This is a genomic window from Helicobacter anseris (assembly GCF_003364335.1).
Lineage (GTDB): Bacteria > Campylobacterota > Campylobacteria > Campylobacterales > Helicobacteraceae > Helicobacter_H > Helicobacter_H anseris.
In genome coordinates this window covers 12,780-34,305 of the sequence record NZ_NXLX01000014.1, presented here as the reverse complement: position 1 = coordinate 34,305, position 21,526 = coordinate 12,780, and the positions used below count along the sequence as shown (strand labels likewise).

The window sequence follows — 21,526 nt, the reverse complement described above, 5'->3', positions numbered from 1 at the left end:
TTTTGTCCTTTATAAATTATTTAAATCAAACATAAACATTTCTTGAGGCACTGCCCCTTGATAATACTGATACATTTTTTGATTTTGATGATAAAGAATCAAAAAAGGTAGGGCAATAGGGCTAGCATCAGGATTTATTTTTTTTGAAAAATCTAGCAAAATATTTTTAGAATCTAGAGGGTTTAGCAGCAAAAAATTTATCTGATATTGAGAAATAAAACTACTCATCTGCTCTCTTGTAAATTTTTTTATACTAATAGCAAGAATCTGCAAATCTGCATACATCTCTTGTAAATTTTTTAATGCTTGAAAATATTCAAGACATAAGGGATTTTCTATATCCAAAAAAAAGAGTAAGATGTTTTTTTTGATAGGTTTTTTATCAAAAAAAAGTTGTAGTGAGGAAAAATTGCTTCTAATTTCAAAATATTGATTATTTTGATTGACAAATCCATATCTTTTGATTCCCTCTTGTTTTTTTTGATCACATCCTGTAAAAATCAAAGCTACAAATAAAAGCAACAGACTAAAAAATCTCAAAAACTTATTCCTTTTTTGCCTAAAAAATCTTAAAATTATACAAAAACAAAAAAATAACAATGGATACTAAAAGTAATTTTAGAAAATTTTGCAAGACCTCGCTACTTAAGCAATCCAAAAATTATCATATAGAAAAACAAGTGATCAACAATGCCTTATTTGACTTATTTAAGGATTTAAAATGTAAGAATATTTTGCTTTATTGCCCATTGGATTTAGAGGTAAATATTTTTCCACTAATTTTCAAGCTTAAAGCCAAAGGCTATAAGATTTTTGTCCCAAAAATTACAGGAATTAGTTTTGATGTAGTAGAATTCTCATTGCCTTTAATAAAGAATAAATATGGAATTTTAGAATGCAATAATGCTCTTAAGATTCCAAAAATTGATGCGATGTTGGTGCCTATTTTAGGAATTGATAGGACTTTTAGACGCATTGGCTTTGGCAAAGGAATGTATGATAGATTCTTTGCTAGTCTTAAGGCAAAACCAAAAATAATTTTTATAACAAAAAATCTGTATTTTTCCCAAGAAATTCTCACGCAAAATTATGACATTAAAGGGGATTTTCTTTTTTGCGGAAAGATTGGTATCAAAAGGAACAAAAATGATAACTTATATTGCAGTAAGCTCACTAATAAGTGGCTCTCTGGTAGGAGGAATCGTCTATCTTATCAGCAAAAAAATTTTTTATTCCAATGCTCAAATCATTATAGAACAAGCTAAAGCCAAAGCTAAGGCTATTGAATTTGAAGCCTCTAGCCTTTTGCAAAACCAAAGCATTAAGCTCAAGGAGCAAGAAATAGAGCTTAAACAACAATATGAAGAAAGCACTTCACTCATTACACAAGAATATCAAGAAAAATTATGTGCTATTAAAGAAAAAGAACATCAACTTATCCAAAAACATCAGCAAGAAAAACTATGGATAGAATCTGAAAAAGAAAAAATCAAAGATTTAAAAAATAAGATGTTGCATCAAGAGAATGAAAAAGAAAAACTCATTAAAGAATACAAAAAACACTCTCAAGAACTCATAGAAACGCTTAGCTCCTATACCCAACTTACAAAAAAAGAAGCTGAAGATATTTTGCTTAAAAAAATTGATGAGCAACTTTGTTTGCAAAAAGCACGAATGATAAAGCGTTATGAACACGAGGCACTAGAACAAGCAAAAAAGAAAGCAAATTATATCATCGCGCAAGCAACATCAAAATACGCAGGAGAATTTGCTTCAGAGAGACTTATCAATGTCGTGCATTTACCAAATGATGAAGTTAAAGGAAAAATTATTGGCAAAGAGGGTAGAAATATTAAAACTTTTGAAATGATTACAGGTGTAGATGTGATTATTGATGATACACCTGGGATAATTGTGCTAAGTAATTTTAATCTCTATCGCAGAGCTATTGCATTAAAAACACTAGAAAAACTCATAGAAGATGGCAGAATCCAACCTGCTACTATTGAAGAAACTTATCATAAAGTTGTGCAAGAAATGGAAAATCAAGTATTTGAAGATGGGCAGAAAATTGTCTTAGAATTGGGCTTGCCTGATATCCATCCAGAATTACAACGCTTGATTGGAAAGCTGAAATATCGTGCAAGTTTTGGACAAAATGCACTTGGACATTCTCTTGAAGTGGCCAAGCTTGCAAGGTTTATGGCTCTAGAGCTTGGTGGCAATGGGCAATTAGCTTGTCGTGCTGGCTTATTGCATGATATAGGCAAGGTATTATCTCAAGAAGGTGGCAATCATGTTACTTTAGGTGCAGATCTTTGCAGACGCTACAATGAGCCTCCTGCTGTTATCAATGCAATTATGTCTCATCATGGAGATGAAGAGGCAGTAAGTATTGAGGCGTGTGTAGTGTGTGCTGCTGATGCAATTAGTGCGGGGAGACCTGGAGCAAGGAGAGAGGTATTAGAAAACTTCTTAAATCGTATGCAGGATATTGAAAAAATTGCTTCTGAAAAGCTTGGCGTAAAGCAAGCTTATGCAATTAGTGCAGGGAGAGAAGTGCGTGTCATTGTAAGAGCAGATATAATAGATGATGAAGGGGCAATTGTCCTTGCAAAAGAAATTGCAAGTGAAATTGAACAAAACTTGCATTATCCAAGTGAAATTAAAGTTAATGTCATTAGAGAAACACGAGCTGTTGAGTTTGCAAAATAAAAGGAGGATATAAAGTGTTAAAAAAACCCAATCTCAATACTTCACTTTTAAGAAAAATTTTTATTGCAGCTTCTATTAGAAGATGGAATGATCAAGCCACTCCAGTAGAATTTGTAGAGCTAGATAAACAAGCACATAAGATTGTTATTGCATATATTCTTGCAAAAATCGAAGAGAAAGAAAGAAATATACAAATTGATTGGGAAAAACTCATTGAATATTTTTGTTTTGAGTTTTTTGCACGAGTAGTTTTGACAGATATCAAACCACCAGTATTTTATACCCTACAAAAAACTTATCGCAATCAGCTTGCTGATTTTGTCATCAATGATATGCAAGAAGACTTAAAGGCATATCCTTTTTTTGAAGATATGAAACAATATCTAAAAAATCCACCAAATTGCATTGAGAATCAAATCCTAAAGGCTGCGCATTTTTATGCTTCTAAATGGGAATTTGACATCATTTATCATTTTGCACCTTTTATGTATGATGTGCAAAATATTAAAAATATCATTGATAAAGAAGTAGAAAGCCATTACCATCTAAGCGGTATCCAAAAGATTATCCTCTTTAATGACTATAAAGAGCTTATTACGATGTTTGGTCAATTGCGATTCCAAAAACGCTGGAGCCAAACTCCAAGAGTTCCCCCAACAAGTGTTTTAGGGCATACTCTTATTGTTGCAATTTGTGGCTATCTTTTAAGTTATGATATCCATACTTGCAAACAAATGCGTATCAACCACTTTTTATGTGGATTATTTCACGACTTACCAGAAATACTTACAAGGGATATTATCTCGCCTATCAAAAGAAGCGTAAGAGGTCTTGATGAACAAATCAAACTCATAGAAGAAGAAGCGGTAACACAAAAGATCTTAAAGATTGTGCCTGATAATATCGCAGAAGATATCAAATATTTCACACAAAATGAATTTAGCAATCGCTATAAGATTGAATGTTTTACAAAAAGCGCAAATGCAAAAGAACTTCTAGAACATTATGATAGTGATGAATACTCCCCTATTTATGGAGAATTCTTGAAGGTTTGTGATTTGTTAAGTGCATTTTTGGAAGCAAAAATTTCTATCGCTCATGGAATCTCTTCAAATGAGCTTATCGATGGTGCAGATAACATTTATGAAAAATGCAAGAATATCCAAATTAGAAATGTTGATATTGGTGCGATTTTTAGGGATTTTATATAATGGAATTTCTTGCCCTACTTACAGAGAGCAAAACACAGGCTTTTTTTTTGCTTTTATTGAGATTTGCAGGAATTTTTGCATTTTTTCCATTTTTTGATTCTGGTCTTATTCCTGTTTCCTTGCGTGGTGCTCTTGCTTTTTTTATGAGTGTTTTATTTTTTTATACCTTGCCACCAACTTCTCTTGAACTAGGAATTGTAGATTTTCTACTTGCTGGTGCTATGGAGCTATTATTTGGCTTTTTGGCTTCTTTGGTATTGCAGATTATTTTTTCTACCATTGCTTTTGCAGGAGATAGCATAAGCTTTTCTATGGGGCTTACAATGGCTAGTGCATATGATCCAGCTACAGGATCGCAAAAACCTATAGTAGGACAAGTGTTGATGATGTTAGCCCTACTCATTGCTCTGCAAACCAACTTTCATCATCTTATTTTTTCTTTTGTAGCACAAAGTCTCTCTGAAATACCACTAGGGCATTTTGGAGCAAATCATAATTTATTTGAAGTGATTGTTTATAATTTTGCCAATCTTTTTAGTATCGGTTTTGCAATGGCATTCCCCATTCTTGGAATGATACTGCTTACAGATATTATTTTTGGAATGATTATGAAAACCCATCCTCAATTCAACTTGCTTGCAATCGGTTTTCCTGTAAAAATAGCTCTTGCTATTGCTGTAATTATTGTCATTATTCCATCAATTATGCATAATTTCAAGTATCATTTAAATTTAGGATTTGAACTTTTGGAAAAAATATTTTAGGAGGCTTGTATGATTAGTTTGCAGGAAGCTTTGGATATCAATTTTAATCTACCAAAACTTACTTTAGATACACAAGAAATAGATATTTTTGAAGCACAAGGATATATTTTAGCACAAGATATTTATATCAAAAGAGCATTGCCAATGTTTGATAATTCCGCAATGGATGGATATGCAATAAATCTTGCTTACAAAAATCCAAAAGTAACACGCACAATCCTAGCAGGTCAAGATGCCTCAAATATTACCCTACAAGATAATGAGGCTATACGCATAATGACTGGAGCAATGCTTCCAAAAAATGCAAATGCCATAGCACCTTTTGAAATTACAAGCCTACAAGATGGGATTTTAAGCATTCAGAAAGAATTGCACCAAGGGGCAAATATTCGCAAAAAAGGTGAAGAAAAACAAGAAGGAATGCTACTTGCAAAAAAAGGGCAAGTTTTAGATTTTAGAGATATAGGACTTTTAGCCTCCCAAGGTTATAACAAAATTTGTGTTTATCAAAAACCACTGATTGGCGTATTTTCAAGTGGTGATGAAATAAAAGAAGTGGGTGAAGATGCACTATCTCATCAAATTTATAATATCAATGCGCCAAGTATTTGCGCAATTCTCAAGCAATATAATCACCATTATCAATATCTAGGTATTTTAAAAGACAATGAAAGCTTAGAAGAAAAAATTTTAACTGCTTCAAAAAAGTATCAGATTCTTATCACAAGTGGTGGTGCAAGTGTTGGTGATGCAGATTTACTAGAAAAAATCCTATTAAAACATCAAGCAAATATTTATTATCATAAAATCAATCTCAAACCTGGAAAACCCATTATGGTGGCAAAGCTTAATCAATGCTATTTCTTTTGCCTGCCTGGAAATCCTCTAAGCGCCATACTCAATCTCTTGGCTCTAGTCATCCCTACCCTACAAAGGCTCTGTAATGCAAATGCATTTTATCCTTTAATGCTTAAAGCAAAATGCCAAGAAGAACTCAACTTTAAAAACAATCGCTCTAATATCATTCTAGGTAACTATCATCGGGGTATTTTTACACCTCATAAAAACGGGAAATATAGCCCAAGTGCCATTAGTGTTTTTCAAGAATGCAATAGCTTTGCAATCTTTGATGAAAAATTTACACAAATTCACAAAAACCAAGAGATTGATATTCTCCTTTATATGATGAGTTTTACTACAAAATAACTTTATAATCAACTTCTTGATTTTCTGATACAATTACAATACTTCTAAAAAGGATTGCAATGAAAAAGCTATTATTTGGAGTAAGCGATACACAAGAATGCAAGCAGGCAATCAATACTATTATTCATCTTTTTGGGAATCAAGAAGATATACAACTTACTCTTTTGCATGTTTTACCAGATTCTTTAGTTTATGCAGAAAGTGGAATGGTAGATTACGGAGCTATCCAAGATGATGAAATGCAACAATCACACATTCTTTTAGAATCTTTTGCAAAAGACTTTGAACAAAAGGGCATTACTTGTGAAAAAATACTCAAGACAGGAAATCCTATTGATGTGGTTTTAGAAATTGCAGATAATTATGATTTACTTATTATTGGTGCTAGCGAATCTTCTTTATTGCATCGCATATTTAACTCACATCAAAATAGCTTTGTAAATTCTTCTCCTATTCCTGTTTTGGTAGCCAAATAAAAACTACAAGAGGTTTTTGATGAAAAAGAAAGTTCTTAATGTTTTGATACTCTCAAGCTTAAGCTTTGGTCTTGATTTTGGAGATATGGGTAATACTTCTATTAGCATGGGTGGTGCAGGAGTAGCACTAGAAAGCTCTGCTTTTGGTGCATACTACAATCCAGCACTTATTAGTATTGATAATAAAGTGCGTTTTGGTTATACATTTGGCGGGAGATACCAACAAAAAAATATTGATAGATTGACAAAATTTAACTTTCAAAATATGCTTGATAATGCCGCTGCATTGCAACCAAATGGGACAGGGCAAAATAATCTAGATAAAGACAAGGTGGCTACCTTATATGAAGATATCACAACGCTAAATGATATTTTCAATCAAAATCATTTAAGTTTTACATCACAAAATGGAATCTCCTTGCAACTATCTCCTGCTGCTATGCGCGGTAGTTTTGGATCTTTGGGGATTGCATATTTCGCTTCTCTTTATTCCAATATTTCTGCAAATAGCAATATTTCAGATATGAAATTTATCATAGAAAACAATAATCAATATTATGAGGTCAATGCTGATGGCACAACTTCAGGTAGCAATAAAACCTCTTATGAAAACAATTCTCTAATCTATGCAATCCAAAATGACAAGATTGGAAGTATCACAACAAGAAACTTTCTTCTCTCTGAAGTTCCACTAAGCTATGCAAGGACTTTTTTCTTTAAAAACTCCAATCTCAATCTTGGAATCAATCTTAAATACCTCAATGCAATCTTATTTGAAAAAGATGTAACTATTGGGAAAAACACTAATATCAATAGCATCATCTCTAGCTTTAAGACTCAATCCAATCTAAAATCTCGCCATGGTTTTGGTGTAGATTTAGGAGTAACCTATGGATTAGATCTTCCAAAATTTCGCTATCTTACCTTTGGATTTGTCGCTAAAAATATCAATACCCCGACATTTGATTTTGATAGTACAAAAATACAGATAAAGCCTCAATATCGCGTCGGTATGGCTTATAATCAACCTTATGTAACCCTAGCTTTTGATGCAGATATCCTGCCAAATGAAATTTTTAGCTATAGTCATGAAAAACAATATAGTCAAATGATTGGCGGTGGATTAAAATTTGATCTTAAAACTATTGATATGCGTATTGGAGCAATGAAAGATTTACGTCAAGACAATGGATTGATTTTAACTAGTGGATTTAATATTCTTGGTTTGTTTGACATTGCTTTCCAAATTGGAACAAAAGCTGGATATAACAACTATATTCCTCGCTATATGGCATTGCAAATTGGCGGTAGTTTTTCTTTTTAATCAATGGCATTTGATTTCGTATTTTTGATTGGTATTTTATGCTTTTGCACTACACTTCTACTTTCTTTTTTGCTTATAAAAAACAACAAAACAAAAGATATTTTGCAAAATCAAATTACAGAATATAAAGTCATCACTCAAACATTAAAAAATCAAATTCAGCACTTTGAGAATGAAAAACAACGCTTAAGACAAGAATATCAAGAACAAAATCTCTTGCTTGAAAAAAATTATCAACAAAACCTTGAAATACTTGAGAAAAAACTCCAAGAAAACTATCAGACACAAAATAATCTTTTATTAGCACAAAATAAAAATATGATAAATGAGGATTCTAAAAAAATCCTTGATTCCATCTTTGCACCCCTAAAAGAGCAAATTAAGGATTATTCTGAGCGGCTAGTAAAAAATGAAGTCAAGATTGAAACACAAATAAAAAGTATGTTTGACTTTACACAAAACATCGGGGATAAGGCAAATAAGCTTGCACAAATACTAAAAGGAGATAAAAAGACAAGAGGAAACTTTGGAGAATTGCAACTCAAAAGCATTTTAAAAAATAGCGGACTTATAGAAGGTGAGCAATATAAATTACAGCAACATTTCAAGATTGAAGGCTCTAGCTATATACCTGATGCAATCATCTACCTTGAAAAAAATAAGAGCATTGTAGTTGATGCGAAGTTTAGTTTGCCTAATAGCTTTGATTTTCAAGAAATAGATTCTCAAGTTTGCTTTGAAATTTACCAAAATCTTAAAAAAAGAATAGATGAACTTGCACAAAAACCCTATAATGTAATCCAAAGTGATACTTATGATTTTGTATTATTATTTATTCCTTATCAAAATATCTTAGATCTTGCAATAGAGGCCAATAGCGATATTTATCAATATGCCTATAATAAAAAAGTTTATCTCACAACACCGCACACACTCTTTATGGCACTTAAAACTATTAGCATTACTTGGCTTAATATCAAACGCAATGAAAATATCACACAAGCATTCGATGAAATAGGAAAGTTTCATGAGAAATTTGTGGGGGTGCTCAAAAGCTTTGAAGATATCAAAATGCATCTACAAAGACTACAAAAGGCAAAAGATGATATGGAAAATAAACTACAAACAGGACAAGGAAATCTCACATCTAGATTCCAAAAAATTGAAGAACTTGGAGTAAAAACAAAAAAATCTCTCAATTGCTAATCCCCCCCCCCCTTTTTTTTATCAAAAAAAACTAACAAACCTTTACTTGTATCTCGCCATCTTTGCAATCAAATTTTACAGTATCACCTTCTTTTATCTTATCCTCTAGAATCATTTCTGCCAATCTATCTTCTACTTCTTCATATAATGCTCTTTTTAGAGGTCTTGCACCATATATAGGATCAAAACCAGCTTGTGCAATAAATTCTTTGGCCTCTTTGCTAAGCTCAATTTGCACTCCCCTCTCAGCAACTTTCTTTCTAATATCTTCAAACATAATATCTACAATCTCTACAATTCCCTCCAAATTCAAAGGATTAAAAATTACAATATCATCAAGACGATTTAAAAATTCTGGCTTAAAGTATGCCTTAAGAGAATCTTGTATAGCTTTTTCTCTCTCTTGTTTGTCAGAAATTTCTAAAATCTTATCGCTCCCAATATTGCTTGTAAGAATAATAATAGTATTTCTAAAATCTACAACTACCCCTTTATTATCAGTCAGCCTACCATCATCTAAAACTTGAAGCAAGATATTAAAAACATCTGGATGTGCTTTTTCAATTTCATCAAACAACACTACACTATAAGGTTTGCGTCTCACAGCCTCTGTCAATTGACCACCCTCTTCATAACCCACATATCCAGGAGGAGCACCTACAAGTCTGCTTGCTGCGTGTTTTTCCATATATTCACTCATATCGATACGAATGAGATTTTTTTGGCTATCAAACAAAAATTGCGCAAGAGTTTTTGCACTTTGTGTTTTTCCAACGCCCGTTGGTCCCAAAAATAAAAAACTCCCTATGGGTCTTGAACTCTCGCTTAAACCTGCTTTATTTCTCTTAATCGCTCTTGCAATGGCATTTAACGCCTCATCTTGACCAACAACACTCTTTTTTAATTCTTGTTGTATATTTAAAATCTTATCCTTTTCTTCTTGAAGCATTTTTTTGACAGGTATCTGTGTCCATCTTGATACAATTTCTGCAATACTTTCTTGAGTAAGAGCATTTTTCAATAATGTGCCTTGCGATTGCATAGCTTCCCATTTATCTTGCAAATCTTTTTGTCTTTGCTCTTTTTGAGGTATTTTGCTATAGTCAATCTCTGCTGCCTTATTATAATCTCCATTGCGTTTAGCAATTTCTGATTCTCTTTTTAATGCTTCAATATCATTCTTATTTTGTGCGATTTCCTTAAATACAGTCTTTTCATTATCAAACTGTAATTGCAAGGTATTCTTTTTTTCTATTGCATCTTCTAATTCTTTTTGTATCTCATCTAATCTTGCTTGATTGCTTGGTTTATCCTCCATATTCAAAGCTTGTTTTTCAACCTCAAGCCTTTGAATATTTCTTTTAATAAGCCTCAAAGCACTAGGTTCAGATTCTATTTGCATTTTTAACTCCGCAGCACCCTCATCAATCAAATCGATTGCCTTATCTGGCAAAAATCTATCTGTAATATAGCGATGTGAAAGTTTAACAGCACTCACAAGAGCAGAATCTGTAATACTTACATTATGATGTGTTTCTAATTTTTCCTTTAAGCCTCTTAAGATTTGCAATGCTTCAGACACACTAGGTTCATTTAAATTTACTGGCTGAAATCGTCTTGTAAGTGCAGCATCTTTTTCAAAATATTTTCTATACTCTTTTAGAGTTGTGGCTCCTATTGTATGCAATTCTCCTCTAGCTAGTGCAGGTTTAAGAATATTTGCAGCATCCATACTCCCTTCACCTGCCCCAGCACCTACAATGGTATGTATTTCATCAATGAAAAGAATAATATTTCCTGCTTTTTTAACCTCATCAATAACATTTTTTAATCTTTCCTCAAATTCCCCCCTATACTTTGCACCTGCTACTAATGCACTCATATCCAGTGCAATCACTCTTTTATTTTGTAAAGATAGTGGAACTTCTTTTTTGGCAATTTGTTGTGCTAAACCCTCCACAATAGCTGTTTTACCAACTCCAGGCTCTCCTAATAAAATAGGATTATTTTTTGTTTTTCTGATAAGTATTTGCATCACTCTTGTAATTTCTTCATCTCTTCCAATCACAGGATCAAGTAAATTTTCCATAGCCTTTTGTGTCAAATCAATACCAAACTTTTGCAATGATTCTAAGGCATCATCACCACTTGCATCTTGTATTTTTCTCCCAGCACGCAAAGATTCAAAAGTTTTTTTAAGCTCTAAATAATCTATATTAGTGCTAAAGATTTGCTTAAGATTCTCTAAATTTGCCAAGATAAATGTATCAATTGCAATAAATTTATCCCCATTTTTTACCGCCATACCCTCAGCTTGCAACAATGCTTGTTGCAACCCTTGTGATAATGTCATATTTTCTTTAGATATGCTTGAAGCTTTAGGCAATCTCTCAGCAGCACTTTGGGCTTCAAGATTTAAGCTCGCACAATCCAAATTCATTTGATCAAGCACTTGATACAAAGAAGATTGAGAATTACTAAGCATTGCCCAAATCATATGCACAAAATCCACCTCTTGATTTTTTTGATGCAATGCAAGAGCCAATGCAGAATCTAAAGTTTCTTTTAATTGATTTGTCATTTTTTCAAAAATATTCATTAAATACTCCTTAAATTATTAAGTTTTATATGAAAGGCATTATATAAGTTTAGTCTAATAATGTCAAGTTATTTTATATTTTTAAACTAAAATTACATTTTCTTGATGTTTTTTAGCGAATTCAACAAAACTTGACCATCTTTTGATAAAATCCAATTTTCTATATTTTTAATTACAAATTAAAAACTCTGTAAAATCACATTTAGTTTAGGTTTATCAAAATGAAAAAAATTTTTCTCTCTGGTTTTTTGGCCTCAGGAATTGCCATCACCTTTCTGCTAGGTGTGCTTTATGCACAAACAGATACTTCTGCTACAAAAAAAAGTTCTCAAAAAGAAAGAATTGAAGCTTATGACAAACTTACAAAAATTATCAATACTGTTGAAAACTATTATGTAGATGAAATTGATATTAAAGAAATCATAGATAAGGCCATAGGAGGTCTTCTGACCAATCTTGATGCACACTCTGATTACCTAACAGAAAAGAAATTCAAAGATTTACAAGCACAAACTGAAGGAGAATTTGGAGGTCTTGGCATTACCATTGGCATGAAAGATGGAGCTCTTACTATTATTGCTCCACTTGATGATACTCCTGCACAAAAAGCTGGATTAAAAAGCGGAGATATTATCCTAAAAATAAACAATGAGAGCACACTGAATATGAGCATTGATGATGCAGTAAATCTCATGAGGGGAAAACCCAAAACCTCTGTTGAGCTTACAATCTATAGAAAAAATGCTCCAAAACCCCTAGACTTTAAAATCACTAGAGATATCATACAAGTTAAATCTGTGCATACTAGAAAAATTGAAAATGAAAATTTCTTATATGTGCGTGTTAATTCTTTTGATAAAAATGTCACAAGTTCTGTAAAAAATGCACTAGATAAAGCAGGAAAACTTGATGGTATTATCTTAGATTTACGCAATAATCCTGGTGGCTTACTCAATCAAGCTGTTGGATTATCAGAACTTTTCATTAAAAATGGAGTAATTGTCTCTCAAAAAGGCAAGGTTAAAAATGAAAATATTGAATATAAAGCCAATGGCAAAGCACCTTATGAAAATTTACCTATTGTAGTTCTAATCAATGGTGGAACCGCAAGTGCAAGCGAGATTGTCTCTGGGGCATTACAAGACTATAAGCGTGCTTTGATTATTGGAGAAAATTCTTTTGGCAAAGGAAGTGTGCAAGTAGTTTTACCCCTAGATTCAACCTCTGCAATTAAACTCACAACCGCAAAATATTACCTCCCAAGTGGCAGAACCATACAAGCCATAGGAGTAACTCCTGATATTATAGTGCATCCTGGAGCAGTGCCACAAAGTGATGGTGGCTTTTCACTCAAAGAAGCTGATTTAAAAAATCATCTCCAAAACGAACTTGATAAAATTAGTGAAGATTCTAAAAAAGATAACAAAAAAGAAGAAAAAACTACTGGGGATAAAAAAGATATGCTTAGTCTCAATGATATCAATAACGATATTCAACTCAAAACAGCTATAGATTTATTAAAAAGCTGGAATATTATAAAACCTATAGAAAAATCCAATAAAGGAGCAGAAAAATAATGCAACAAAAAGAATTGATTTATGAAGGCAAGGGAAAGAAAATTTTTGCAACTGAAGATGCTAATCTTATCATTGCAGAGTTTAAAGACGACCTAACTGCTTTTAACGCTCAAAAAAAAGGTAATGAGACTGGTAAAGGGGCACTAAACTGCAAAATTTCAAGCTTACTTTTTGAGCTTTTAGAAAAAAATGGTATCAAAACACATTACAAAAAAACTCTAGATTCTACACATTTATTATGTGATAAAGTAAGGATTCTGCCTATAGAAGTTGTAGTAAGGAATGTTGCAACTGGCTCGCTTAGCAAAAGATTGGGCATTAAAGATGGTTTAGAGCTACCATTTGTATTAGTCGAATTTTATTATAAGGATGATGTACTTGGCGATCCAATCATCAATGATGAGCATTGTAAAATCCTAAATATTACACAAAAACAAGAAGATTTGGATTTTTTAAAGTCGCAAGCAAGAAAAATCAATACTATTCTTAAAGATTTTTTTATCAAAGTCAATCTAAGATTGATTGATTTCAAATTAGAATTTGGTATCAATAAAGAAAATCAAATTGTCCTTGCTGATGAGATTAGTCCTGATAGTTGCAGATTTTGGGATAAAGACACAAATGAGAAGCTTGATAAAGATGTCTTTAGACAAAATTTAGGAAATGTTAAAGTTGCGTATGAAGAAGTTTTAAAACGCATACTCTCTCAAGGAGCATAAAAATGAAAGCACATATTTTGGTATATCTTAAAGATGGGGTTTTAAATCCAGAAGCAAAAGCGATAGAAAATGCGCTAAAAAGTCTAGATTTTGCTTCTGTTCAATCTGTAAAAATGAGTAAAAAAATCACAATTACCCTTGCGCATAATGATAGACAAAAAGCCATAAAAGAATGTGAAAAGATGGTTCAAGAATTACTAGCAAATACTGTAATTGAAGACTATAATATTGAGATAGAAGAGTAAAAACATGGTTGCTATTCTCCAATTTTTAGGAACAAATTGCGAAAGGGACATGCGATACGTATATCAAGAAAAACTCCAACAAGAAACAGCAATTATATGGCACAGGCAAGAAAGCTTGCCACAAAATACAAAATTAGTAGTTATACCTGGTGGTTTTAGCTATGGTGATTATCTTAGAAGTGGTGCTATTGCTAGATTTGCTCCAATTATGAAAGCAGTTAAAAAATATGCTGATAATGGAGGATTTGTGCTTGGTATTTGCAATGGATTTCAAATTCTCACCGAATCTAAACTTTTACCAGGTGTTCTAAAAAGAAACAATCATCTATCTTTTATTTCAAAACACCAAGAATTGATAGTGCAAAATAACGACAATAAATTTTTAAAAAATTATAAAAAAAATCAAACTATCACATTGCCTATAGCACATGCGGATGGGAACTATTTTGCAGATTCTCAGACACTAGAAACACTTGAGGAAAATCACCAAATTCTACTTACTTATAAAGATAATCCCAATGGTTCTATAAAAAATATTGCAGGTATATGCAACAAAGATAAAAATATTTTTGGACTAATGCCTCACCCAGAACGAGCTATTGAAAAAATCCTTGGAAATGATGTAGGTCTAGAAATGCTAAAATCCCTAAGTGAGTAGTAAGATTTATGAAAAAACTTTTATTGCTTCTACTTATTTTTTCTACTCTTTTTTCTCAAGATGATCAAAAGCAAGAGGAACTCAGACTTCCTTTTTCTCCATCTAAAATTATTTATATCAAAAATATAACCTCTCAAGATTTCTTAAATAAAACTTTCTATATAGGGCAAAAAATAGAGGTCACTTATAACCTTTTATTGCTTTCTGATGCAAAACTCCTTAGTGTTAATTTTGAAAGCCCTATCAAACAAAACAAAATTAAACTTCTTAACGAAGATGAATTAGCTTGGAAACTACAGCCAGATGGAACCTATCAAGCAAAATATATCTATAAAATCCTCTCAAAAAATACCTCATTGCCCCAAATAAAAGCCATTGCCATATCTCAAAATGAAAAATATCAAGATATTGCAATCTCTCCAAAAATTTCTCTAGATATCTATAATCTAAAATCTAATCCTAAATATTCCGGAGTGCTTGGAGATTCTTTAAAGATTCTAAGAGCAAAAACAAAAAAATATGATGAATATCACAATATTTTGATTTTTGAGTTAGAAGCAGAAAATGCAAATTTGGAAGATTTTACTCTCCCCTATCCAGACATTGCCAAACAAGAATTTCAAACCATAGAGGATAATAAGGGAATTTATTATTGTATTTTTCCAAAAAAATACACTAATTTTAGTTTTGATTTTTTTTCATTACCAAAAAATCAATTTGAAAATATCACAATTCCCATTGTCATCTCTCAAGACAATACTGCAGGTCAAGATGATTTAAGACCTAAAAATATCTTTTTATTATATTCAACTCTTTTTTTAATTATTGGAATCATTGGGTGCATTGGTATTTATATTTTTCTATATAGAAAAAAGATAGTTCTATTACTTATTGCAATATTATTTATTTATCTACTTTGGCATATCTTTTATCGCAATGATATTATTTTAAAAAAAGAGCAAGTAATCAAAATACTACCTACACATAATTCGACAACTCTCCTTATTGTAGAAAAGCCAATTTTTGCAGAAATCATTGGCTCCCACGGAAATTTTTATAAAATCATTACATCAGATGGTAAAATCGGATGGATTGAAAAAGGAAAAAAATGAGCAGAATTAGAGGAATTTATGCAACCATACTTATTGCAATTGGACTTGCAATCATCATGTTTTTTATTTTTCTTACAAAAAATAAAAATAATGCCAGAAATGCTAGAAAAGGGTGTGTAACTTGGTTTTTTTTAGGGGGATACAAGCTAGAAAAAATAGGAGATTTTGACACAAGTGCTACACTAATTATCATGAATCATCAAAGCCTTACTGATATTTTATGTCTTGAGGCATATCATCCACAAAATATATGTTGGGTTGCCAAAAAACAATTAGGAGAAATACCTTTTTATGGATATGCTCTTAGGGGTCCTGAAATGATTCTACTTGATAGAGAAGATAAAAGAGGTTTAAGCTTTTTATTAAAGACTGCTGAAGAAAAAATCAAGCAAAAGCGTCCTATTGTAATTTTTCCAGAAGGCACTAGAAGCAAAGGATTGGAAGATTTTTTACCATTCAAAGTAGGTGCAAAAATACTTGCAGAAAGGTTTAATCTTAAGGTTCAACCAATTGTGTTGGTAAATACCAAAAAGATGTATCATACCTCTCCTTTTGAAAGTCAAAGTAGTAATGCAAGAATGATTATTATGGATGCCTTTACACCAGAAGCTGGAAGCAATTGGTATGAGGAGATACAAAAGTCTATGCATGAAGTTTATTTAAAACATTATAAAGAGTTAAATCCATAGAATAATGCTATAATAAAATTTTGCTTGGGGCATTAGCTCAGTTGGGAGAGCACAACGCTGGCAGCGTTGGGGTCAGCGGTTCGAACCCGCTATGCTCCACCATTCACTACTCTTACACTAATCCTACCAATTCTTTTGCGTGTTGATAAGTCTTAGAAGCAATAGATTTAGCCCTATCTCTTCCTTCATTTAAAACACCAATGATATATTGTTTATCTTGCTGAAGTTCTTGGTATCTTTTTTGCATTGGTTTTAAAGCCTCAATTACCACTTCTGCAACTTCTTTTTTTAAATCCCCATATCCCCTTGCCTCAAAATTCTCTTCTATTTCTTGTCTTGATTTTTTGGTAAAAATCTCATAAATATTCAAAAGATTATAGACACCTGCACGATTCTCATCAAACTTTATGCTAGCTTGAGAATCTGTTGTTGCTTTTTTAAATTTCCTCATAATATCATCTGGAGTATCTGTTAAAAAAATTGCATGATTTGCACCATTGGCAGATTTGCTCATTTTTACCAAAGGATCATCCAACCCCATCACTCTAGCACCCACTTTTGGAATCAATGGTTCTGGGATTTTAAAGCACTCTCCAAAATCACGATTAAACTTTTGAGCTACATTTCTAGTTAATTCTAAATGCTGCTTTTGATCCTCTCCAACAGGAACTAAATCTGCATGATATAACAAAATATCTGCCGCCATTAGTGCAGGATAATTAAATAATCCAATATTGATATTCTTTGGATTTTTTTGAGATTTGTCTTTAAATTGTGTCATACGACTCATTTCACCCATTGCTATATTACAATCAAGTATCCACGCAAGAGCACCATGTTCATCAATTTCACTTTGAATAAAAAGATGTGATTTTTGCGGATCAATTCCACATGCAAGTAGCATCATTGCAAGCTCATAGGTTTTTTCTCTTAAAGTTTTTGGATCTTGGGTTACTGTTATAGCATGAGAATTAACAATACAAAAAATATTCTCAAATTTATCTTGAGAATCTACCCAATTTTTTACCGCACCTAAATAATTTCCTAGATGAATTTTTCCCGTAGGCTGGATTCCAGAAAATACTCTTTTCATACAATATCTACTCCCTAAGTGTAAATTACAACAAACGATATATTATAAGGAGTTTTAATCATATCATCAAGTTTTTTTTGATAAAATAGCAGATTATTTTTTAGTTTTTGGAGTTATAAATTATGGTAAATACTCTTTTTATTCTACAAATTGTCCTCTCAATACTCATTGTCATTGTAGTTTTAATGCAAAAAAGCTCAAGTATAGGGCTTGGTGTTTATAGCGGAAGCAACGAATCTCTTTTTGGAGCAAAAGGTCCAGCAAGCTTTATGTCAAAACTCACCTTTACCTTGGCTATTTTATTTTTAGCAAATACCATTTCCTTGGGATATTTTTATAACAAAGATTTCAAAAAAAGTATCATAGATAGTGTAGATAAAAAAACTCTCATACCCCAAAGTCCTTTGGAAAATAAAATAGAAATTCCAAGCGCACCGACAAATCCATTATTACAGAACAAGGATCAATAATGCTAGAAAACATTTTCACAAATACAAAAAACCATATGGACAAAAGTATTGAAGCACTAAAAAGAGATTTCTTAACCCTAAGAAGCGGAAAAGTATCCGTAAATATTTTAGATAACATCAAGGTAGATTACTACTCTACACCAACACCATTAAATCAAGTTGGATCAGTAATTGCTCAAGATGCTACAACCATAGTCATTACCCCATGGGAAAAAAGCTTACTAAAGGAAATAGAAAGAGCTATTCAAGAAGCAAATATTGGAGTAAATCCAAATTCAGATGGTGATACCATTAAACTCTTTTTTCCTCCAATGACACAAGAACAAAGAAAAGAAATTGCAAAAGATGCAAAAGCTATGGGAGAAAAAGCAAAAGTTGCGATACGCAATATTAGACAAGATTCTAACAATCAAATCAAAAAACTTGAAAAAGATAAAAGCATCACAGAAGATGAAAGTAAAAAAGCACAGGATATGATTCAAAAATATACTGATGAGTATGTAAAAAAAATAGAAGACATGGCAAAAAACAAAGAAGATGAAGTAATGAAGGTTTAAAATATGGAAGCAATAAATGTAGAAGAATACTACAAAAATGCCCATGCTCTATTAAAGGGGCATTTTTTACTTAGTAGCGGGAATCATTCTGATACTTATTTACAATCTGCAAAGGTTCTTGAAAATCCAAAAAATGCAGAAATACTAGCACAAGCACTTGCAAACCAAATTAAAGAATCTAAAATCCAAGTTGATTGCATTTGCGCTCCTGCTTTGGGTGGTATTTTAGCTGGATATGAACTTGCTAGAGCGCTTGGCGTAAGATTTATTTTTACCGAGAGAGTAGAAGGAAAAATGAATCTAAGAAGAGGCTTTGAAGTAGCAAAAAATGAAAAAGTTCTTATTTGTGAAGATATTATTACAACAGGTGGATCTGCCCTAGAATCTGCACAATGCATTCAAGAAAAAGGTGGAATCATAGTAGCATATGCAGGATTAGCAAATAGAGGCTTTTGCAAGCGTGTAAATGGCAATACTACAAAAAAGCCGGAGTGTAAATTACCGGATGATATCCCTTTATTTGCCTTAGAAGACTTTATTTTTAATATGTATGAACCTAATGATTGTCCTTTGTGCAAAAGTGGTTCTCATGCAATAAAACCTGGGAGTAGAGGCAACTAATTTTGCTAAAGCAAGTCCTAGCAAGTGCCTTTATTATCCAAAGAATCAAGGCATTTATAACAGATATTTTCATGATATATACTCCAATCCTATACATTATGACTTATTTCATATTAGATGGAGCAAAATCCTTTCAAAGCAATCAAGGTGCAATCTTTTTATGCTTTATCCTTTATGGTGTTATCACAGCAAGCTTTTTAAGTGCAAAAATGCAAACCCCTGGTTTTAAATATGCACAAATCAGACTCACAAATCATCAAGGAAAAAAAATAGGTTTTATTCACGCTTTTTTAAGATTTATCATCTGGTCCTTATCTATGACATTTCTTATAGGATTTTTCTTTCCATTTTTTAATAAAAAAAATGAATGCCTACATGATTATATCTGTAAAACAAAAATTAGTTTTCAAAAATAAATTCTCACGCCAGCCAACTGATCAACACGCTCTTTTTCTTTGATAAAAAAATAAGCTTGTAACTGATAAAATAAATCTAAATTTCTTACAATGCGATAAGAAAATGATAGAGAAAAAATACTTCCATTGTCTTTTTTATAAAGACGATTTTGATACTCAAATACCATTTTTATATCTCTTGGGCTTTGAAAAACAATCCCTAGAGAATTGCCCAAGGTCATCCTTGGGGCTTCTGAAATATAAAAAATAGGTTCTAATAAATAATAAGAATATAAAAAATCGTTAAGAGCATATGCCATACCAACTCCCCCACTCATATAATAAGCCAAAGCATCTTTCATAAAACTTCTATCAAAACCTGTTTGGATTCTAAAAGAAATAGGTTGAAAAAGTGCACCAATCATTCCAAAAGAGCTTAAAGAAAAAATTTTGGCTTCATTGATTTGCACTTGCTCAAAACCTTGCTTTGAAGCATCTAAAAAAACACTTCCTTTTAAAAATTCTATTTGTGAACCTCTTAAATAACCAACATCATTATCATCAATACTATGATAAGCCAATCTAAAAGAAATCCCCATGCCACTTAAATTATTTTTACTAATTAAAAAAGTTTCAAATCTCGCACCCTGATTAGCATCCAATATGCTAATTGGGGATTTTAATTTAAAATTGCTTGGTTTCCCAAGTTTTGATCTTAATGATGCTATATGATGTGCAATAGTAATATATTGCTCATATTTCAACCTCTGTTTAATAAAATAAAACTCACTTAATTCTGCACTTAAATCTAATATATCTACAATGTCTTTCTGCGAAGACAAGGAAACAATCTCTCCCATTGCAATTTTTTTTGCCAACATCAAAGATTTAAAGTCCAACTTCTTTTCATAAAATAAAATTTTATTTTGCTTACTGGGTCTATATCTAACATCAAGAACAATTTTCTCTTTTTGCATTGCAAATAAAGTTTCTGGAGGATTTACTTGATAAAAGAAATATTGATGTAGATTTATACTTGGTCTTGCTATCTCAAGTAGCCAAAAAAGATTATAAGAGCAGTTTTTATTAAGATAAAAATAAGAAATTTTAATATCTCTTAATTCCCAAATATGCTCAAATATTTTCAATACCTCTAATTGAGAAAAATTAAGATCTATTTCCCAAATATCCCTGCTCTCCATATCCTGATATTCTTTTAATTTTTCATAATATGGCAATATAGAATATTGACCAGAATAGCCACCAAATATACCCTTAAAAGCAAATTTTAAGGGATTTTCTTTTGAAGAATCTACTTGCGCAGAAAAATTAACTGCAAAGGATAATAAACGGGATTTAAAATCAGAATTTAAAAGCAACATAGTATGTCCAAACATGGATGCTGGAGAACCCATAAAAGCGGTAGGAAAAATAATAGTAGCACTCTTTGGATTGATATATTTAAGATTTTCTTCATATTCCTTACATTTCACAAATGGTAAATCTTTAAAATCCAAAAAATCATTCAAAAATCGAAATCTTGCTTTAAACCTACATAAAGCATGATAATCTTCTTTTTGTCTAGATTTGGCAATAACCTTTACTTCCTCATCTGCTTCTAAAAAATCCTTAGGAATCTCTACTGATTCAATAGATTGATAAAAAGCCCTAATTGTAGCTTCTAATTCTTCCTGTGGATTCTTAAAACCATCTTTAGCATAAAAAAAATTTTTATCTCTAATTTCACTTTTATCATCAAGCATATGCAAAAGGATATGCCATTGTTTTTTTTCACTAAGCTTTAATTTTGAAGCTTCATCTATATAATTTTGAATAACATTAGCACTACAAATAACTGAAAAAAATGCAAGAATAAGTAAAAAACGCAT

General features: G+C 31.8%; 21 protein-coding genes, 1 tRNA gene and 1 pseudogene. 19 read left to right on the top strand and 4 right to left on the bottom strand.

Annotated elements, in window-relative coordinates; genetic code table 11:
- Positions 1-9 precede the first annotated feature (9 nt).
- Complete coding sequence (locus tag CQA57_RS06055) at positions 10-540, bottom strand: TlpA family protein disulfide reductase (RefSeq protein WP_115579336.1); 531 nt, start codon at positions 538-540, stop codon at positions 10-12.
- A 59-nt stretch (positions 541-599) separates the two neighbouring features.
- Here CQA57_RS06055 and CQA57_RS06050 point away from each other — a divergent pair, with 59 nt between their 5' ends.
- From CQA57_RS06050 to CQA57_RS06015, 8 genes are read left to right on the top strand one after another with little or no spacing between them, the layout of a single operon-like run.
- Positions 600-1,265: a 5-formyltetrahydrofolate cyclo-ligase gene (locus CQA57_RS06050; protein ID WP_115579335.1), complete on the top strand. Its 666-nt coding sequence runs from the start codon at positions 600-602 to the stop codon at positions 1,263-1,265.
- Complete coding sequence (gene rny, locus CQA57_RS06045) at positions 1,147-2,715, top strand: ribonuclease Y (RefSeq protein ID WP_115579334.1); 1,569 nt, start codon at positions 1,147-1,149, stop codon at positions 2,713-2,715. The genes CQA57_RS06050 and rny overlap by 119 nt, the downstream gene beginning before the upstream one ends.
- Positions 2,712-3,926, top strand: a complete 1,215-nt coding sequence (locus CQA57_RS06040; protein ID WP_115579333.1) for an HD domain-containing protein — start codon at positions 2,712-2,714, stop codon at positions 3,924-3,926. The genes rny and CQA57_RS06040 overlap by 4 nt, the downstream gene beginning before the upstream one ends.
- The gene (gene fliR, locus CQA57_RS06035; RefSeq protein ID WP_115579332.1) at positions 3,926-4,690 is read left to right on the top strand and encodes a flagellar biosynthetic protein FliR; all 765 of its coding nucleotides are present in this window, start codon (positions 3,926-3,928) and stop codon (positions 4,688-4,690) included. The genes CQA57_RS06040 and fliR overlap by 1 nt, the downstream gene beginning before the upstream one ends.
- A 9-nt stretch (positions 4,691-4,699) precedes the next feature.
- Entirely contained in the window at positions 4,700-5,896 is a 1,197-nt protein-coding gene (locus CQA57_RS06030) for a molybdopterin molybdotransferase MoeA (protein ID WP_115579331.1), read from the top strand.
- A 59-nt stretch (positions 5,897-5,955) separates the two neighbouring features.
- On the top strand, positions 5,956-6,372 hold the full coding sequence (locus tag CQA57_RS06025) for a universal stress protein (RefSeq protein WP_115579330.1): 417 nt from the start codon (positions 5,956-5,958) through the stop codon (positions 6,370-6,372).
- Positions 6,373-6,391: 19 nt separating this feature from the next.
- Entirely contained in the window at positions 6,392-7,696 is a 1,305-nt protein-coding gene (traF, locus tag CQA57_RS06020) for a conjugal transfer protein TraF (RefSeq protein WP_245941866.1), read from the top strand.
- A gap of 3 nt (positions 7,697-7,699) precedes the next feature.
- Positions 7,700-8,902, top strand: a complete 1,203-nt coding sequence (locus CQA57_RS06015; RefSeq protein ID WP_115579329.1) for a DNA recombination protein RmuC — start codon at positions 7,700-7,702, stop codon at positions 8,900-8,902.
- A gap of 31 nt (positions 8,903-8,933) precedes the next feature.
- On the opposite strand, the gene CQA57_RS06010 is transcribed toward CQA57_RS06015, so the two are convergent.
- Positions 8,934-11,501: an ATP-dependent Clp protease ATP-binding subunit gene (locus tag CQA57_RS06010; protein ID WP_115579328.1), complete on the bottom strand. Its 2,568-nt coding sequence runs from the start codon at positions 11,499-11,501 to the stop codon at positions 8,934-8,936.
- Positions 11,502-11,722: 221 nt separating this feature from the next.
- On the opposite strand from CQA57_RS06010, the gene CQA57_RS06005 reads away from it, so the two are divergent.
- From CQA57_RS06005 to CQA57_RS05975, 7 genes are all read left to right on the top strand, one after another.
- Positions 11,723-13,078 (top strand): S41 family peptidase, encoded by a 1,356-nt coding sequence (locus tag CQA57_RS06005; RefSeq protein WP_115579327.1) that lies wholly within the window; start codon positions 11,723-11,725, stop codon positions 13,076-13,078.
- Positions 13,078-13,797, top strand: a complete 720-nt coding sequence (gene purC / locus CQA57_RS06000; protein ID WP_115579326.1) for a phosphoribosylaminoimidazolesuccinocarboxamide synthase — start codon at positions 13,078-13,080, stop codon at positions 13,795-13,797. Before CQA57_RS06005 ends, purC begins: the two co-directional genes overlap by 1 nt.
- Before the next feature lie 2 nt (positions 13,798-13,799).
- A complete protein-coding gene (gene purS / locus CQA57_RS05995) occupies positions 13,800-14,042 on the top strand; it encodes a phosphoribosylformylglycinamidine synthase subunit PurS (protein ID WP_115579325.1) in 243 nt (80 codons plus the stop codon).
- 4 nt (positions 14,043-14,046) lie between these two features.
- A complete protein-coding gene (gene purQ / locus CQA57_RS05990; protein ID WP_115579324.1) occupies positions 14,047-14,700 on the top strand; it encodes a phosphoribosylformylglycinamidine synthase subunit PurQ in 654 nt (217 codons plus the stop codon).
- Positions 14,701-14,708: 8 nt separating this feature from the next.
- A complete protein-coding gene (locus tag CQA57_RS05985; RefSeq protein ID WP_115579323.1) occupies positions 14,709-15,812 on the top strand; it encodes a hypothetical protein in 1,104 nt (367 codons plus the stop codon).
- Positions 15,809-16,501, top strand: a complete 693-nt coding sequence (locus CQA57_RS05980) for a 1-acylglycerol-3-phosphate O-acyltransferase (RefSeq protein ID WP_115579322.1) — start codon at positions 15,809-15,811, stop codon at positions 16,499-16,501. Before CQA57_RS05985 ends, CQA57_RS05980 begins: the two co-directional genes overlap by 4 nt.
- Positions 16,502-16,527: 26 nt before the next feature.
- Positions 16,528-16,603, top strand: a tRNA-Ala gene (locus tag CQA57_RS05975).
- 10 nt (positions 16,604-16,613) lie between these two features.
- Here CQA57_RS05975 and trpS read toward each other — a convergent pair.
- Positions 16,614-17,594 carry a tryptophan--tRNA ligase gene (gene trpS / locus CQA57_RS05970; RefSeq protein WP_115579321.1) on the bottom strand — a complete coding sequence of 327 codons (981 nt, stop codon included), beginning with the start codon at positions 17,592-17,594 and terminating at the stop codon, positions 16,614-16,616.
- A 122-nt stretch (positions 17,595-17,716) separates the two neighbouring features.
- Here trpS and secG point away from each other — a divergent pair.
- The 4 genes and pseudogenes from secG to CQA57_RS05950 all read left to right on the top strand — a co-directional run.
- Positions 17,717-17,962: pseudogene (secG, locus tag CQA57_RS05965) on the top strand (preprotein translocase subunit SecG); the annotation flags it as partial.
- A 101-nt stretch (positions 17,963-18,063) separates the two neighbouring features.
- Positions 18,064-18,621, top strand: coding sequence for a ribosome recycling factor (frr, locus tag CQA57_RS05960; protein WP_115579319.1), 558 nt, complete (start codon positions 18,064-18,066; stop codon positions 18,619-18,621).
- Positions 18,622-18,624: 3 nt separating this feature from the next.
- Positions 18,625-19,242 carry an orotate phosphoribosyltransferase gene (pyrE, locus tag CQA57_RS05955; RefSeq protein WP_115579318.1) on the top strand — a complete coding sequence of 206 codons (618 nt, stop codon included), beginning with the start codon at positions 18,625-18,627 and terminating at the stop codon, positions 19,240-19,242.
- A gap of 2 nt (positions 19,243-19,244) precedes the next feature.
- Positions 19,245-19,658, top strand: a complete 414-nt coding sequence (locus tag CQA57_RS05950; protein WP_245941865.1) for an RDD family protein — start codon at positions 19,245-19,247, stop codon at positions 19,656-19,658.
- Here CQA57_RS05950 and CQA57_RS05945 read toward each other — a convergent pair.
- The gene (locus tag CQA57_RS05945) at positions 19,649-21,526 is read right to left on the bottom strand and encodes an Lnb N-terminal periplasmic domain-containing protein (protein WP_115579317.1); all 1,878 of its coding nucleotides are present in this window, start codon (positions 21,524-21,526) and stop codon (positions 19,649-19,651) included. The two genes, CQA57_RS05950 and CQA57_RS05945, sit on opposite strands and share 10 nt — an antisense overlap.

Bases quoted from the DNA above. Each gene is read 5' to 3' on its own strand.
- CQA57_RS06005 (WP_115579327.1), top strand. From the start codon at position 11,723: ATGAAAAAAATTTTTCTCTCTGGTTTTTTGGCCTCAGGAATTGCCATC.
- pyrE (WP_115579318.1), top strand. From the start codon at position 18,625: ATGGAAGCAATAAATGTAGAAGAATACTACAAAAATGCCCATGCTCTA.
- purS (WP_115579325.1), top strand. From the start codon at position 13,800: ATGAAAGCACATATTTTGGTATATCTTAAAGATGGGGTTTTAAATCCA.
- trpS (WP_115579321.1), bottom strand. From the start codon at position 17,594: ATGAAAAGAGTATTTTCTGGAATCCAGCCTACGGGAAAAATTCATCTA.
- CQA57_RS06030 (WP_115579331.1), top strand. From the start codon at position 4,700: ATGATTAGTTTGCAGGAAGCTTTGGATATCAATTTTAATCTACCAAAA.
- CQA57_RS06050 (WP_115579335.1), top strand. From the start codon at position 600: ATGGATACTAAAAGTAATTTTAGAAAATTTTGCAAGACCTCGCTACTT.
- purQ (WP_115579324.1), top strand. From the start codon at position 14,047: ATGGTTGCTATTCTCCAATTTTTAGGAACAAATTGCGAAAGGGACATG.
- frr (WP_115579319.1), top strand. From the start codon at position 18,064: ATGCTAGAAAACATTTTCACAAATACAAAAAACCATATGGACAAAAGT.
- rny (WP_115579334.1), top strand. From the start codon at position 1,147: ATGATAACTTATATTGCAGTAAGCTCACTAATAAGTGGCTCTCTGGTA.
- CQA57_RS05945 (WP_115579317.1), bottom strand. From the start codon at position 21,526: ATGCGTTTTTTACTTATTCTTGCATTTTTTTCAGTTATTTGTAGTGCT.
- CQA57_RS05980 (WP_115579322.1), top strand. From the start codon at position 15,809: ATGAGCAGAATTAGAGGAATTTATGCAACCATACTTATTGCAATTGGA.
- CQA57_RS06010 (WP_115579328.1), bottom strand. From the start codon at position 11,501: ATGAATATTTTTGAAAAAATGACAAATCAATTAAAAGAAACTTTAGAT.
- CQA57_RS05985 (WP_115579323.1), top strand. From the start codon at position 14,709: ATGAAAAAACTTTTATTGCTTCTACTTATTTTTTCTACTCTTTTTTCT.
- traF (WP_245941866.1), top strand. From the start codon at position 6,392: ATGAAAAAGAAAGTTCTTAATGTTTTGATACTCTCAAGCTTAAGCTTT.
- CQA57_RS06015 (WP_115579329.1), top strand. From the start codon at position 7,700: ATGGCATTTGATTTCGTATTTTTGATTGGTATTTTATGCTTTTGCACT.
- fliR (WP_115579332.1), top strand. From the start codon at position 3,926: ATGGAATTTCTTGCCCTACTTACAGAGAGCAAAACACAGGCTTTTTTT.
- CQA57_RS06025 (WP_115579330.1), top strand. From the start codon at position 5,956: ATGAAAAAGCTATTATTTGGAGTAAGCGATACACAAGAATGCAAGCAG.
- purC (WP_115579326.1), top strand. From the start codon at position 13,078: ATGCAACAAAAAGAATTGATTTATGAAGGCAAGGGAAAGAAAATTTTT.